Source organism: Leptospira kanakyensis (genome assembly GCF_004769235.1).
GTDB lineage: Bacteria > Spirochaetota > Leptospiria > Leptospirales > Leptospiraceae > Leptospira_A > Leptospira_A kanakyensis.
In genome coordinates, this window is record NZ_RQFG01000018.1 from 170073 (window position 1) to 184202 (window position 14130).

The following is a 14130-nucleotide window of genomic DNA, read 5'->3' on the forward strand; positions in this document are numbered from 1 at the left end:
GTTTATTTATGGAAACAACGTTTGCAAACCCAAGTTTTTGGACATACTTTATCGGATCTTATGCGTATTACCTTCCCTTTGTTTTAACAATGGTTTGGGCACCTTTGGCTTTGTTTGGACTTTCTAAACAAAAAGGAATGGATACAACAAAACAAATCATTTGGTCTCTTGTGATTTTGGTAATTCCTGTAGTTGGTCCTGCAGTTTATTTGTTAGCTGCTGACACTGAGTATGAGAAAAAATTCAAACAGATAGCAGTCGGCGGTGGCCTCGGTGTTTTAATCCTTGTTTGGATCTTAAGTTTAATTTCTCACATCTAATATTTAAGAGAGTTTGATTATGGATCGGAAGAGTTTTTTAACTACATTAGGATTTGGAATTACAGGACTTGTTGGATCTCTTTTTGGATCCATAAAATTCAATTCTCGTAACTCTGAAGAGATTTGTGGCCCTTCCGATTCGACTTCTTCTGGTGCAGTGAACTTCGGAGTGGTGACAACTCCCACAGTCAGTGATAATTACCAAAATTCGATTGGGGCAGGTGGGAGTTTACGAGGAACCAATACTTATGGAAGTATGGCACACCCACCGTTTTTTATCAAAGAAGAATACACCGAACGGTTTTACTACCCACCTAACTATAAAAATTCGAACTCGAAAGTGAAAGATTTTAACCTCAATCTTTTTCCTTTGAGTATGAATATTGCTCATAATGTAAATTACCCTGCATGGACATTTGATGGTTTAGTTCCAGGCCCAGTGCTTCGTGCCAACTTGGGAGATACACTCCGGATCCATGTCAAAAATTCGAGTCCAGATCCTCATTCGTTACATTTTCATGGAACACACGATCCTATGGAAGATGGTTGGGAACCCATTCCAGCATTTGGAGAAAGAACATATCAGATAGAAGCGGGTCCCGTGGGGCTTCATCCTTACCATTGCCATGTTCCACCACTGATGGTTCATACCGCCAAAGGGTTGTATGGTGCTTTACTTGTAGACCCTCCTATCAAAAGACCACCTGCACATGAATTTGTTCTGACATTTTCTGGATGGGATACAAAAGGTAAAGGTCGTAACGATTATTATACATGGAATGGAATCGCAGGAATTTATGATCGTTATCCGATGAAAGTTCCTGTGGGAGAACGCGTTCGGTTTTATATCCAAAATATGATGGAAAGAGAACCAATCATTACTTTTCACTTACATGCTCAAACATTTGATATCATTCGTAGTTTAGGGACAACGATTCCTGATGGACATTCTGATGTTGTTTCTATTGGCCAAACAGAACGTGTTGTGATTGAGTTTGTGCTTAAGAAAAAAGGTCGTTATATGTTCCATCCGCACCAAACACATATGGCTGAAAATGGAGGAATGGGTTGGATCGTCGCAGTATAACTTTTTTTAACATAATATTTTTGATGAGTTTCTGTTTGTGTTGTCAATCGAAAGAAGATACAATCAAAGAAGAATGGAAACATCTATCTTTTGTAAGACCAGATGGAAGTGCACTTGAACCTAAATTTTGGTCTGAAAAAAAATCAGTTTTGTATTTTGGTTTTTCTCATTGCCCAGATATGTGTCCGCTAGCTTTGACAAACTTTGGAAGGGCCTCTTTGATACTCGGTGAAAAGTCAAATCGGTTCCGATTTATTTTTGTTACCTTAGATCCAGAAAGAGATTCCCCATCCACATTAAAAAATTATATCCAAAACTTTCCTGGAAAAAATTTAACCGCACTTTCTCCCAATGCGGAGTCATTGATAAAACTTACAGATTTATTTGGGATTGTGAGAGAAAAAGTAGGGACTGGAAACAATTACCGAATTGATCATTCAAATTTTATTTATGTATTAGATGAGGAATTAAATACACTGACAAATTTTCCTGGTGGAGTATCTGCCAATGCCTTAGCTATCAAACTTAGGGAACTTGCTGAACTTTAGATGTTAGTATAATTTCGATTTCTGTTCGTGCACCTTCCGGAAAATTCCGAGTCACTTCAAAACTAAACTCTGAATATAGATTCCTTAATCGTTCTTTGATATTTCCGAGAGAACGTTCTAAAAGTTTTGTTTTGTCTGCGAGTAGTTCTTCTGGAATTCCTATCCCATTATCATAAACCACAAAACTAAAAACAGAATCTCGGATCATTTTAGCATGAATGAAAAGTTGGAACTGTTCTTCGGCGGATCCTCTAAACCCATGTTTAAAAGAGTTTTCTATGATGGGTTGGAGTAATAATGGAGGTAGTATTACTGAAGAAAAATCTCCAGATTTTTTAAAGTCAATTTGGACTGTGTCATAAAATCTTAATTTTTGAAGATGGAGGTAATCCTCTAAAAAATTCCATTCTTCTTCAAATGGAATCCAATCTCTGTCGGTTCTATCAGAAATAAATCGATAGTTGTTTGCTAGACTTAAAATGGCATCGCCGATTAACTCTGGTTTAATTTTATGAAGTGCATGAATAGTGTTTAAAGAATTGAACAGATAATGAGGGCTCATTTTTGTTTGGAGCGTTTTGAGTTGGCTTTCTTTAAGAGATTTTTCAGCTTTTAATAAATCCTCTTTGTATACTTGTGCTTTTTGTCTGTTGGCAAATATAGCACGTTCCAATGCAAATCCTTGGGAGATCACTCCGAAAAGAACACCCCAAAGAACTACTTTATTTGTAGAGTTATCGTTTGATTTGATTGCTAGAAAAATTTCTAAGATTACAAGGAGGAGTGTAACGCTAAAACCTATAAAATGACCAAAGGCTTCAGGATTTCCTTTTTTCCATGCTTCAAAGGTAATGTAAATGGGTCCTAGAATATTCAAAAGATTGAATACAAGGAAAAAACTTCTGCTGCTGATCAGAAGCGAATGTGCTACATCAGCAAAAGGAAGTGAAAAAACGAGTAAAGTTGTCGCAGAACAAATAACGACATCTATATAAATTAATATATCGAGAACTTTGTAACTTCCACTTCCGAAAAGGCGACGCACACCTGATAACATAGGAATAAAAACAAAATTTGATGCAACCGTAGTGAGTATAAATAAAGTTTCTGAGTTTGTAAATAGATACCTGATGAGTACGTTGGATGTGAGACCAAGAAGGCCAAAACATAATGAAAATGCGGCAAAATCAAGTAATATGTTGTATTGTTTTTTATATTCGATAAAAAACACCAAAGCGCAGATGATTCCAATCATTAAAAAGAATGAATGGAAGAAAATTGTTGTTAGGTTCTTTAAAGCAATTTCTCTATATAGTGCAGTTTGTTTTCCAACTAAATTCTCCACAATTGTAATCACAAATAGGATACCCTTTTTGTGATACAGTCTTAAGTAATAATAATTTGAATCATCATTGGGAATTTTAACCCAATTGAATTTTGATTGGAATATATTAGGGAGTCTTTCTTGGTCTGAAAAATTTCCATACTTAAAAATGGAATCTCCGTATTCATTAAATATTTCTAAATTTAAACCACCATGTTCTATTAAAAAAAATAGTTCTTCCTTTGTTTTGTGATTCGGCAATGCCTTTGAACGTAACCAAATATATTCTGAATCTGTAATTCGTTGGAGTTCAGAGTCATTGATCCAACCTGAAATTGATTCCCAATACACTTTATGCATTTTTTGAAAATCGATTTCACCATCATCATTGGTCGGAATATCACCAACAAAATATTCAGTATTTTCAGCAAGGTAATATTCTGCTAATGAACTATCTGTTGGTTTGGTGATGGAATAAACGTAAGAGGAAATAGAAACAGAGAATACGAGAAAAAGGAGGCAGATGGATAGAGTTGGTTTTTCTAAAAATCTGCCGCCTAGGTTTAACATACCGTCAGCTTAGTCTTCTAACGAAAACAAAATAGGCAATCTGTGCGCCATTTTCTTAGGTTGTCCTTGGACATATCCTGGACTGAAACGAACACGTTTGATAAGTTTCATAGCAGCCTCTTCAAACCCATAACCAACTCGACCGGATACAATTTTTGCCGATTGTAAACTTCCATCTTCATTGACTTGAACGAGTAGTACAACTTGTTTCTCAACAATATTAGCAGCTTTGGCTTGGGGAGGAAAATACTCCCGTAAATCAAAGTCAATGATTGCAGTCGGCATTTTGTCACCATTGAAGGAGAAAAGATATCCATCTTTATCAGTTCCGTTACCAGAGAGTTGGTTGGGATTGATGTCAGAGTTATCTGGTTCATCGGCTTTGTCTTTGTTACTACCTTCCACCCATTCTTGTTTTTCTATAGGTGCGGGAGAAGATGTTCCACCAATGAGTTCGGGAGGAATGTCTTCAAAGCTAACATCTACATCTTCAAAGTTGGATTCTTCAACGACTTCGTCACCACGCAATTGACTAATCTTATAACCTGCGTAAGTTGCGGTATGGACAAACAAACTTCCGATCAAACAAATATGAAACAAACGTTCCCTATTTTCTTTGATAGAAACTTTGAATAATTTCCATAACTCCGCTAAACGATTCATTTTTTTACACTGAGGGCAATTTTAGTAACACCCGCTTTTCGGATGATTCCCATCAGCTCCGTAATTTTACCATAAGGAAGGCTTTCGTCTGCTGATAACGTCAAGCGCATGTTAGGTCTAATTTTAGCTTCTCTTTCGAGATTTCGAACCAAACCCGTAACGTCGGTATCTTTTCCTTCCAAAAGGAGAGCGCCTGTTTTTGTAATGGCAACTTGTACCGACTCGGCAACGTTCGGATCAGCAGCTTGCACTTTTGGTAAATTGATATTCAAACTTTCTTTTTTTAGAAAGTTAGCCGTTACCATAAAAATGACAAGAAGTACTAAAATCACATCCACCATTGGGGTGATGTTTATACTTCCAATTTCTTCGTCTTGTGAACCTGATGCTCCAGCCATAATTATACCTTTGTCTTATTCATTTGATAAGAGAGTAGTTCTTTTTTCAGGATTTCTAAATTCTGTAGAATTACCTTGGACTTTCTTGAAAAATAATTGTTTGCCATTACCACTGGAATGGCCACTGCAAGACCAGCCGCTGTTGCTAGTAGAGCTGTTGAGATGGAACGCATCACTACTTCTGCCCCAGAACTTCCCAAAGTTCCCAGACCATAGAAAGCCTTGATGACACCTAATACGGTTCCTAAAAGTCCAATAAAAGGAGCGTTGTTACCAAGTGTATTTAAGATAGGTAAACGTTTTTCTAATTCCAATTTTTCGGATAAGATTTGGCCATCTAAACTTTCATCCAAACCTTTGCGGCCTAATTTTAATTGTTTGAGAGCAAATTGTAGGAATCTTGTATAAATAGATTCTTCACCCGCATCCGTTTTCCAGTGAATTTCTGGTTCTTCTTGTAATGATGTTCTAACTTCGGTTAGATAATCTTCGTTTTTTTTACCTAAAGATTTTTTATAATAAATTAATCTCTCTGCAAATACGGCGAGTGCAATCACACTCGCAATTCCCATTGCAATAAAGATTAATTCTTCACCTATTTCTACATACTCTTGCATACTATTCTCCGTTTTGAATGTTGTTAAATAATAGATATAATGGAATTTGATCTGCGCTGATTTGGTTGTTTGTTGATGAAAAACAAGATCGTAAACAAGCATTCACACTTGCGCCAACTAAACTTGATTCTATTAACGCAGGAATTGTAGACTTAGTGCAAACTCCTGAATCAGTTTTTGATTTCCAATCAGTCACCTGGCAATTGAAGGCACAGGTTTGTGCAATCCCTGACATATTTTTATATGCTGTGTTTGAAAGCATTGATTGGCATGTGTTTGTTTTTGCAGAAGCCGTTGTTTCCGTAAAAGTAGTACCAATGGATGTGGCATATGCTTTAAAACATAAATCTTTGTTTGTAATCATTGATTCACATGTTTCTTGAGGTGCGTTTGCTGTCATAAGGTATTGTAACAATACAGTTTCTTTGTATGAATCTTCAAACTTTTTAGGTTCGGAACAAGAGATACCAAATATTAGACAACTGATAAGAATGAAATGTTTCATTAGAAATGCACCTCCATCCCAACGTTAAAGAAAGGAATGACTGTTCCACCTGGAAGTTGTAAAGTTCCGAAAGTATCACTCTCTCTGGGATTTGTAGCGGAGAATGGCCTCGAGTTATCATAATCAAAACCGTTTTTGTTTTTTCTCATATATACGTTTACGATTTCTAAATACCAATTTAGATATCCCCAAGAATAGTTTTCGAATATATCAAATCGAATGTCGAAACGATGGAAGTCGGTACCTCGTTTTACATAACCATACTCGGAGGTGTAAGGGTTATTGGAATATTGTGGGTTCCAATAAGTTAGTCCATTGAGTGGATTTGAAAATCTACCACCGTCATCACCAATCACTGGTCTCGAAGGAACTGATGTTAAATAACTCCAACGACCACCAATTTGATAACTTTCTGTGACTCGCCATCCATAGATAAAATTAGCAACGTGAGTTCTATCCCAAGGTGCCAACTGCTCTTTTGAGTTTGGAAAGTATGCAGCTAAAATTTTTCTCTCAATACCACCAACTTGCGAATTGTCACCTTCGTAAACTTGGTATAAGTTTGTGTTTTGAAAGGATTGTGACCAAGTATACGAAATCCAACCGAACCAATCTCTTGTTCCTGGGCGTGCATTTTTTCGAATTAGAAGTTCATATCCATGCGACCAACCGGTTGCTCTGTTTGAATAATTTAACGGACGATTGGAAACGATAGGTTGTGTTAACCACTGTCCTTTATCCGGATTTAAACCAACAGGAGTGGAAACGTATGGATCATCAATGATGGTGTCAGTGAAGTTGTTTTTAAAAACTTCCATTTTAACCTGCCAAACTTGATCAATTTTTTGATCAATCCCTGCACTGATTTTCCTTGCTCTTTCAAAACGTAAGTCAGGGTTACCTGTTTCCGGATTGAAGTTGGTTGTGAGAGGAAATCTTGAAACATCTCCACCACTTCCATAAAAAGTCAGACCTTGGCCCACTTCAGGAAATGTATAAGATGCTGTTGCTCTTGGCGTTAATGCTCCATTGCCAGTGACTTGCACATAGTCGTAACGTACACCTGGCTCAAAAGCAAAGTTTCCATATTTAAAATGTAACGTTGTATATGCGTTGTAATAAGGAGTGTTTCCTTGAATGTTAAGAGGGCGACCAACAAAGTCAGGATTTGCCGAATTGTATGGGTTAGGTGCCGGATTGGTTGGATCGCGTAAAGCAACTTCCGTTCCATAATCTCTGAAGGAAAACTTTCTAACTTCAGTTCCAAAATCTATTTTTAGAAATCGTGTCGCAGTCCAATACGCATCTTGACGAACCCCAACATAACTACCCCGTTGGTATTGTTTTCCTTGGATGGATCCAAAACCAACATTATACTCACCAATAGGATCAAAGTTAATCAGTGTAATACGGTTTTGAAACTTGTCACCTGGAATCCAAGTATAACGAAGCGCTGTAGTTCGAAAACTTTGTCCAAAACTTGCCCTTGCTCCACTGAGGAGTGCAAAAGAAGCTGCCGTTGGATCATTTGACGGTTTGTTGGGTACGTCAATGGCGAAGTTGTCTTGAGCAGTCAGGTTATAAAAAGCAATCTGATGTTCTGGCGTAAAGTTATGAACATATTTGATTTGTGAATCGTTGTAACGTGGAAGACGGATCCCTTCAGGTAATAAACCAGTAGCTCCTAAAGTTTTGTCTAGATATCCAAGTTTACCAGCAATGGCTAGATATCCTTTTCCTCCAGAAGTGGGAGTGGCCGCATAAGCAGTAGTATTCCATAAAGATACTTGAAAAGCACCTTTGGTTTTTTGAACTGAATCTACAGTTTCAATTTCGATGATACCACCGGTCGCATTATTAAAGTTTGCTGGATAAGCACCGGAATATAGGTCGATGGATTTGATTAAATCATTATGAATGACCGATGTTAATCCATCTAAGTGGAATGGATATAAAATCGGGAGGTCATCATAAAGATAGGTGTTGGCATTGGGATTGGCACCACGAACGATGATTCCATTGGCACCACCACCAAAACCGATATTGGGAATGACTCCTGGAAGAGTTTCCAATGCACGAAGAGCCTCACCAAAGGTTCCTGGCATCCTTTTGATTTCTTCGTAACGAACTTTAGTTCGGGATGCAATGGTTTTTTCTCTTTCGCCTTCGACGACGATTCCCGTTCTAGGAGCACTCGCTTTTTTTTCTGTATAAATGGTTCTTTCTTCATCCGAAGATCCAACAGAAATTTTAATTTCTTGGATCCCAGTATCACGTAATAAACGTAAGGTGTAATCTCCTGGAGTTGGGAAATCGAGTGTAACATTTCCTTCTGCATCAGTCTGTGCAAATTTTTTGGTTTCGAAAATCAAAACAGACAAATTCTTCTCGGCGATTTCTTTTTTCGGATTGATTAGTTTTGCGCGAATACTCACAGCAAAAATTGGAGATCCTAAACAAAAAAGAAAAATCCCAAATATGATTCGATTATTTAATTTGAATTTTACTGAGTTCATTGAAGTTTAAATACCATGGGAGGTCTCCCGTTTCTTGTTCGAGGTAAATGAGGGTACAGGGTAGAGGATATCCAAGGAATGGACATTCTGTACGAGTAATCGCGATCGTACAAAAATCTAAATTTCTTTGGATTGGTTTGTTTAAAATGACCAGCGGTGGGTTAGGAATGGGATTACCACATTTTTCTGAGGCAAATTTTGCCGCTGCATAGACTTGGCTCTGTGCATCATCTGTTTCGACACGATCCACAGATGGGCCACAATTAATGAGAAGTCCACTAGCAAATAAAAAAAACAATATTCGAATCTTCATTTGTCACCTTTTGGTGTTGGAGTTTCTTCTTGTCCAACCACATCTGCTGTCACATTAACAACGGTAACAAGGCCTAGTGGGAAGTATGCTTTGTCTTCTCTTTGGATTTGGATATTGATGAGAGTTTTTCCATTAGGATATTTTTCTAAAATTTGACTCATCGCAAGTTCTACGTTAGGTGCTTTTGTTACAGGAAACATTCCAAGTAAATAGAAGGCGGAATCTTGCCCTGTCCCTTTTCCTAAAATTTTATAATCTGTAGACCGGACTACTGTTGCGGAATCAAATAAATAGATGTCTTTGGGTACATGAGAACCGATGCAACCCATGGCCATTATGGCGGCAGACAAAAAACTTATAAAAATTTTGAGAATGGTAGTTTTCATTTGTGACACTATTTTTTGTTCTTTATCGTAGATTGTGATGAAAAACGAACCAAGTCACCTTTCACAGTGAATCTGTATCTTGTCACTGGGCCAAAAATTGACTTATCATTCCAATAACGAATATTTACTAAAGCATCTCCAGATTCTTCTTCCATTAACTTCCCATACAAATCAGTAATCGGTGGTTCTGTAAGAGGGACTCCAAAAACAATGAAATCGAGAGCATACCATGTAAAAGTTTTCTCTACAGTTTTTGTAGTTTCATAAGGTGTGTTTGGGATTGGTTTGTTGCTTGTGGCGATTCCTACTGAGGAAGAAGCACAATTAACTAAAATAATAGAGAAAATGAGTATAAATGTAATTTTTATAAAATGTTTCATGAGATGGACTCCGTTCGTATCTATATCCCATTTCTTGGCATTTGGTCAATGGATAATTTACGTTAACGTTCATTAACTACTTAACTTGGAATGAACGCTACATATTCCGGAGTGAAATCGGAATGGGTTATAATTTGAGAGCTTCTTTGAGATTCTGTGCGAAGGATCGGCCCACGGGTAAGGTAGTTTCGTCTTCGTTTTTCAATTGGATGGTATAGGATCCACCTTTATCATAACGTAAACTTGTAACAAAATCTAAATTAACCAAAAAACCTTTGTGGATTCTGATGAACCGTTCAGAAGGTAATTTTTCTTCAATTTCTTTTAATAATTTTGAAGTTTCATAATCTTTTTGTGAAGTATGAACCACACAACTTTTGTTATTTGCGGATATAAAATGAATGTCTTGTAATGGTAATAAATACACAGCCGAATCAGATTGAATTTTGAGATGCGTTTTTTTTTCTTCTTTGGATGGATTTGTTTGTTTTGATTCTTGAAGAAAACGAAGTGCTTTATCTACAGATTTTCTAAATCTTTCAAAGGAAAAGGGTTTGAGTAAATAGTCGGTTGCATCCAAATCAAAGGCTTCCACTGCATGTTCGCTATAGGCAGTGGTGATGATGAAAAAGGTAGATTTACCGTGTTCTTTTCGTAAAATATCCATCCCATTCACAGCAGGAAGGTTGATATCCATAAAAACTAAATCAAATTTCTTTTCTTGAAGAAGATTTAATGCTTTGTCTCCACTTTCTGCAATGCCTGCAAGTTTCAGTTCCGAACAGTTCATGATATAATCCATCATGAGCATCCTAGCTGGATATTCATCTTCAATGATTAATACTGAATAGGTGGATGAGTCCATTTTTTTTATGTTACATCAATAAAGAAAAAAGTGACATCATCCTTTAACTCTTCTTCCGAGAATTTTGAGATTTGAACAATAATTTCTTGAGACAATGATTTTATATCCTTGTTTTTTCCTCTTTCTAGAAGATCAAGTATTTTGCTTTCACCAAACAACTTATTTTCGGCGCGAGCTTCTGTAACTCCATCAGTGAAAAAGAAATACCTGTCTCCTGTTTCCATTTTGTGGATCCATTCGCTATATTTAAAAGTTTCTTTCCAACCGATGATGGGGCCTTTTACATTCATTATTTCGAATTTACCCTTGATCCGATTGTAAATCAATGGGTTTGGATGTCCTGCAGAAGAAAAAATAACTGTTTTTTCGTTTGTATCAATGAGTGCACAACAAGCGGTGATAAAATATCGACTTACAAGTGAAGTGAGTGCTTGGTTCATATGTTCCAATACTTCTTTGGGAGAGTTGATGTTTTTGGTTGATTCGCGGAATTGTACTTTTACCATAGAAGATACAAAAGCAGCAGGAACACCGTGTCCAGCAACATCAGCAATTAACAAAAGCAAACGATTGTCATCTAATTCTACCCAATCGTATAAATCACCACCAACTTGTTTCATTGGTAAATATGTTGTATGGATGCGAATGCCAGTCGTATTCGGATGTTCTTTGGGCAAAAGATAACTTTGTAATTGGGATGCAAAAAACAAATCCTGCTCTAAGTCTTCGTTTTTTTCTCTAAGTTCAATGGTTCTTTCATGAACTCGGATTTCTAAGTCTTTGGTTAAAACAGAAAGTTCTTTTTCGTTTTTTGCGTGTCGGTAAGAGATAGCAACACCCGAAAGAATCATTAAAATTAAAAAACCATATTGGGTTAAATAAATATTTTTTCCAGAGGTTACATCGATCATGATATCAACGGTCGCACCTATACAGATACAAATAAATCCTACGGTTAAGAAGTATGCTTCTGCCTTTTTTTCTTTTGCTGCCCGGATGACTCCTCGAACAATAAAAAATACAACGAGCAATAGAGAGAATTCCCAAATTCTTAAAAGTAAAATCCTCGTTGGAATTTCAATATTCCAGGTTTGGAAAAAAGCTAAAGAGAGTAAAAATAAAACTAACAAACGTTCTTTTAAATGGAATTTTGTTTGGAATAAGGAATAACTGAAAAGGAAAATGGAAACAGGGAGTAAGGTTTGTGCTGTGAAAAAAACTTTTAACCAAAAAAGAAAAGAAAAGTTTGTGTATGTATAACTTATATTTAAGAGGGGGAGTCTCCACATAACAAATATGATTGTGGATAGTAAAAGATAAAAATTTGCTTTTGCCTGTCTTTTTAAAACAATTGAAAAAATTTGGTAAGCACCAATCCCAAAAAACAACATGATGAAACAAAAGTCGCGTCCATCTTCATTGATGATGAATTCTTGTAATAAATCATAGTTTCCGATAACTGGAATTTTTCGAAAGATTCCTCCTTGAAAGGTTTTGTTGCGAAAGTGGATTTCGAGTTCTAGATGGTTTAGTTCATTTTCTTTGAGTACGGAACTTGGAATAAAATACAAACGTTTGTAATACCAATTGGGCGAATACAACCCGTCTTCTGTAAAACCGCCTGTTTCTCCGAGTAATACTCCGTTGATGAATAGTTTATCAACTTCCTGAATTCGGTTTAAGTAGATACCAAGTGGTTTGTGATTTGGTTCGTAGTAAAACTCTGTTTTGTAAGTCCCGTGAACTGGTGGGTTTAGACCCTGGAGGGAAAGGCCTTTTCCAACTTGGATGGGTTTTGTTTCCCCTTGGGACGTAAATGTCCAGTCACCAGACATAGTTGTCAGGTTTTGGGAACTTACTTTTAGTGGTTCCGAGGAAAGCGAAAATACTGTAGTAAGTAAAATGGGAAAAATAAATGAGAGGAATCTCATCGGTATCGGCTAAGGATGGTTGCGTACAGAGATAATGCAAGTTGATTTTCCATCCCCCATTCACTTTAGTTATTTTTTTGGAGAGTATCTAGATGACGATCACCCAACTTCGATATATTGTTGCCTTGGATCAGTTCAAAAGTTTTGCAAAAGCCGCCGAACATTGTTTAGTTGCTCAGCCTACACTCAGTTTACAAATTCAAAAAGTGGAACAAGAACTAGGATTCGAACTGTTTGATCGAAAAAAAAATCCGGTCATTACCACAAAATTAGGGAAAGCCGTTGTGGATCAGGCCAAAAATACTTTGAAGGAAGCCGACAAACTTTTTGAGATCGCTGGTCAATGGAAGGATGAACCTGCGGGAAATATTTCCATCGGAATCATCCCAACGGTTAGTAATTATTTAATTCCTTCCATTTACAATCGTTTGCAAACAGAGTTTTCGAAAGTAAACTTTCGTATTTCAGAATTACCCACTCTTTCCATTATCGAAAAATTGGAATCGGAAGAAATTGATTTGGGAATCCTTGCCACTCCGTTAAAAGTTTCAAACATCGTAGAACACCCGCTTTACTATGAGCCCTTTGTTGTTTATTATCCGAAAGATGCCAAAGAAAAGTCTAGTTCCGTATCCATGAAACATATTGAAAAGTATCCTTTACTTGTACTCGGTGAGGAACATTGTTTTCGCCATCAGTCCTTAAAAATCTGCAACCGTAACTCATTGGCTAAAATTGAAAGTGGAAGTGTGGAAACTTTGAAACGAATGGTTGATATGGGAATTGGCGTTACCTTGTTGCCAAAGTTGTCTGTAGATTCATCTTCCAAACGAATTGTTCCTTTTGATTCTCCGGAACCGGCCAGGGAAATTAGTTTGGTTTACAAAAAAGGTTTTTACAAAACGAAAATTCTAAAAAAACTAACGAGTTTGATTTTGAATGTAATTCCAAAAGACTACCATTCGAAGGAAAAATTCAAAATCATTGGAGTGTCACTCAACCAAGATTAACGCTAAAATAGCTTAATAGTTTTTATAAATCTTTGCATTTATAGTATTTATTTTACAAATGATCCGATTTGGGCTATATTCTTCTTAACAACAAAGGAGGATATTCAATGTCCAATATCAACACTCAAATTCCAGACTTCACTACGGAAGCTTTCCATAACGGTGCTTTTAAAAAAATTAGCAAAAAAGACGTTCTTGGAAAATGGTCCGTATTTGTTTTTTATCCGGCAGATTTTACTTTTGTTTGCCCTACTGAACTTGGCGACGTGGCAGACTACTATGCAGAACTCCAAAAAATGGGAGTGGAAGTGTATTCCGTTTCTACTGATACACATTTTGTTCACAAAGCATGGCATGAAGCAAGTGACACAATCAAAAAAATCAAATTTCCAATGCTCGGTGATGCTTCAGGAAAGATCACTCGTGGATTTGGAATTATGATTGAAGAAGATGGTCAAGCACTTCGAGGAACCTTCGTTGTGAACCCAGAAGGTGTGATCAAAACTGCTGAAATCCATGATTTAGGAATTGGACGTTCTGCTGAGGAACTAGTTCGTAAAGTGCAAGCAGCTCAATATGTTGCGAACAACGACGGCGAAGTTTGTCCAGCAAAATGGAAACCAGGTAATTCCACTTTGAAGCCAGGTCTTGACTTGGTAGGAAAAATCTAAACTAAATTAGGCGGGGTAAAACCCGC

At 36.9% G+C, this 14130-nt stretch carries 16 protein-coding genes; 5 read left to right on the forward strand and 11 right to left on the reverse strand.

Annotated features, from left to right (window positions below):
• The first annotated feature begins 8 nt into the window (after positions 1 to 8).
• From EHQ16_RS13290 to EHQ16_RS13300, 3 genes are read left to right on the forward strand one after another with little or no spacing between them, the layout of a single operon-like run.
• Complete coding sequence (locus EHQ16_RS13290) at positions 9 to 320, forward strand: PLDc N-terminal domain-containing protein (RefSeq protein ID WP_135633831.1); 312 nt, start codon at positions 9 to 11, stop codon at positions 318 to 320.
• A gap of 19 nt (positions 321 to 339) precedes the next feature.
• A complete protein-coding gene (locus EHQ16_RS13295; RefSeq protein WP_135633829.1) occupies positions 340 to 1407 on the forward strand; it encodes a multicopper oxidase domain-containing protein in 1068 nt (355 codons plus the stop codon).
• A 23-nt stretch (positions 1408 to 1430) separates the two neighbouring features.
• On the forward strand, positions 1431 to 1955 hold the full coding sequence (locus tag EHQ16_RS13300) for an SCO family protein (RefSeq protein WP_135633827.1): 525 nt from the start codon (positions 1431 to 1433) through the stop codon (positions 1953 to 1955).
• On the opposite strand, the gene EHQ16_RS13305 is transcribed toward EHQ16_RS13300, so the two are convergent.
• The 11 genes from EHQ16_RS13305 to EHQ16_RS13355 all read right to left on the reverse strand — a co-directional run bounded on the left by EHQ16_RS13305 (position 1933) and on the right by EHQ16_RS13355 (position 12423).
• Entirely contained in the window at positions 1933 to 3849 is a 1917-nt protein-coding gene (locus tag EHQ16_RS13305) for a sensor histidine kinase (RefSeq protein ID WP_135633825.1), read from the reverse strand. The two genes, EHQ16_RS13300 and EHQ16_RS13305, sit on opposite strands and share 23 nt — an antisense overlap.
• 9 nt (positions 3850 to 3858) lie before the next feature.
• Positions 3859 to 4512, reverse strand: coding sequence for an energy transducer TonB (locus EHQ16_RS13310; RefSeq protein ID WP_135633823.1), 654 nt, complete (start codon positions 4510 to 4512; stop codon positions 3859 to 3861).
• Positions 4509 to 4910 (reverse strand): ExbD/TolR family protein, encoded by a 402-nt coding sequence (locus EHQ16_RS13315; RefSeq protein WP_135601354.1) that lies wholly within the window; start codon positions 4908 to 4910, stop codon positions 4509 to 4511. The genes EHQ16_RS13310 and EHQ16_RS13315 overlap by 4 nt, the downstream gene beginning before the upstream one ends.
• Before the next feature lie 2 nt (positions 4911 to 4912).
• Positions 4913 to 5527, reverse strand: coding sequence for a MotA/TolQ/ExbB proton channel family protein (locus EHQ16_RS13320; RefSeq protein ID WP_135633821.1), 615 nt, complete (start codon positions 5525 to 5527; stop codon positions 4913 to 4915).
• Position 5528: 1 nt separating this feature from the next.
• Positions 5529 to 6032 carry a hypothetical protein gene (locus EHQ16_RS13325; protein ID WP_135633819.1) on the reverse strand — a complete coding sequence of 168 codons (504 nt, stop codon included), beginning with the start codon at positions 6030 to 6032 and terminating at the stop codon, positions 5529 to 5531.
• Positions 6032 to 8548 carry a TonB-dependent receptor plug domain-containing protein gene (locus tag EHQ16_RS13330; protein ID WP_135633817.1) on the reverse strand — a complete coding sequence of 839 codons (2517 nt, stop codon included), beginning with the start codon at positions 8546 to 8548 and terminating at the stop codon, positions 6032 to 6034. Before EHQ16_RS13330 ends, EHQ16_RS13325 begins: the two co-directional genes overlap by 1 nt.
• Positions 8520 to 8861, reverse strand: a complete 342-nt coding sequence (locus EHQ16_RS13335) for a hypothetical protein (protein WP_135633815.1) — start codon at positions 8859 to 8861, stop codon at positions 8520 to 8522. The genes EHQ16_RS13330 and EHQ16_RS13335 overlap by 29 nt, the downstream gene beginning before the upstream one ends.
• Entirely contained in the window at positions 8858 to 9247 is a 390-nt protein-coding gene (locus EHQ16_RS13340) for a hypothetical protein (RefSeq protein ID WP_244242081.1), read from the reverse strand. Before EHQ16_RS13340 ends, EHQ16_RS13335 begins: the two co-directional genes overlap by 4 nt.
• 8 nt (positions 9248 to 9255) lie before the next feature.
• Entirely contained in the window at positions 9256 to 9627 is a 372-nt protein-coding gene (locus EHQ16_RS13345; RefSeq protein WP_135633813.1) for an LIC20211 family lipoprotein, read from the reverse strand.
• A gap of 127 nt (positions 9628 to 9754) precedes the next feature.
• Positions 9755 to 10492, reverse strand: coding sequence for a LytR/AlgR family response regulator transcription factor (locus EHQ16_RS13350; RefSeq protein ID WP_135633811.1), 738 nt, complete (start codon positions 10490 to 10492; stop codon positions 9755 to 9757).
• A gap of 5 nt (positions 10493 to 10497) precedes the next feature.
• The gene (locus tag EHQ16_RS13355; protein WP_135633810.1) at positions 10498 to 12423 is read right to left on the reverse strand and encodes a SpoIIE family protein phosphatase; all 1926 of its coding nucleotides are present in this window, start codon (positions 12421 to 12423) and stop codon (positions 10498 to 10500) included.
• 92 nt (positions 12424 to 12515) lie between these two features.
• Between EHQ16_RS13355 and EHQ16_RS13360 the strand changes: the two genes are divergently transcribed.
• The gene (locus EHQ16_RS13360) at positions 12516 to 13433 is read left to right on the forward strand and encodes a hydrogen peroxide-inducible genes activator (protein WP_135633808.1); all 918 of its coding nucleotides are present in this window, start codon (positions 12516 to 12518) and stop codon (positions 13431 to 13433) included.
• 107 nt (positions 13434 to 13540) lie between these two features.
• A complete protein-coding gene (gene ahpC / locus EHQ16_RS13365; RefSeq protein WP_002979255.1) occupies positions 13541 to 14104 on the forward strand; it encodes an alkyl hydroperoxide reductase subunit C in 564 nt (187 codons plus the stop codon).
• Positions 14105 to 14130 lie beyond the last annotated feature (26 nt).

Coding starts and splice junctions, on each gene's coding strand:
- EHQ16_RS13290 (WP_135633831.1), top strand. CDS start 9: ATGGAAACAACGTTTGCAAACCCAAGTTTTTGGACATACTTTATCGGA.
- EHQ16_RS13295 (WP_135633829.1), top strand. CDS start 340: ATGGATCGGAAGAGTTTTTTAACTACATTAGGATTTGGAATTACAGGA.
- EHQ16_RS13300 (WP_135633827.1), top strand. CDS start 1,431: ATGAGTTTCTGTTTGTGTTGTCAATCGAAAGAAGATACAATCAAAGAA.
- EHQ16_RS13305 (WP_135633825.1), bottom strand. CDS start 3,849: ATGTTAAACCTAGGCGGCAGATTTTTAGAAAAACCAACTCTATCCATC.
- EHQ16_RS13310 (WP_135633823.1), bottom strand. CDS start 4,512: ATGAATCGTTTAGCGGAGTTATGGAAATTATTCAAAGTTTCTATCAAA.
- EHQ16_RS13315 (WP_135601354.1), bottom strand. CDS start 4,910: ATGGCTGGAGCATCAGGTTCACAAGACGAAGAAATTGGAAGTATAAAC.
- EHQ16_RS13320 (WP_135633821.1), bottom strand. CDS start 5,527: ATGCAAGAGTATGTAGAAATAGGTGAAGAATTAATCTTTATTGCAATG.
- EHQ16_RS13325 (WP_135633819.1), bottom strand. CDS start 6,032: ATGAAACATTTCATTCTTATCAGTTGTCTAATATTTGGTATCTCTTGT.
- EHQ16_RS13330 (WP_135633817.1), bottom strand. CDS start 8,548: ATGAACTCAGTAAAATTCAAATTAAATAATCGAATCATATTTGGGATT.
- EHQ16_RS13335 (WP_135633815.1), bottom strand. CDS start 8,861: ATGAAGATTCGAATATTGTTTTTTTTATTTGCTAGTGGACTTCTCATT.
- EHQ16_RS13340 (WP_244242081.1), bottom strand. CDS start 9,247: ATGAAAACTACCATTCTCAAAATTTTTATAAGTTTTTTGTCTGCCGCC.
- EHQ16_RS13345 (WP_135633813.1), bottom strand. CDS start 9,627: ATGAAACATTTTATAAAAATTACATTTATACTCATTTTCTCTATTATT.
- EHQ16_RS13350 (WP_135633811.1), bottom strand. CDS start 10,492: ATGGACTCATCCACCTATTCAGTATTAATCATTGAAGATGAATATCCA.
- EHQ16_RS13355 (WP_135633810.1), bottom strand. CDS start 12,423: ATGAGATTCCTCTCATTTATTTTTCCCATTTTACTTACTACAGTATTT.
- EHQ16_RS13360 (WP_135633808.1), top strand. CDS start 12,516: ATGACGATCACCCAACTTCGATATATTGTTGCCTTGGATCAGTTCAAA.
- ahpC (WP_002979255.1), top strand. CDS start 13,541: ATGTCCAATATCAACACTCAAATTCCAGACTTCACTACGGAAGCTTTC.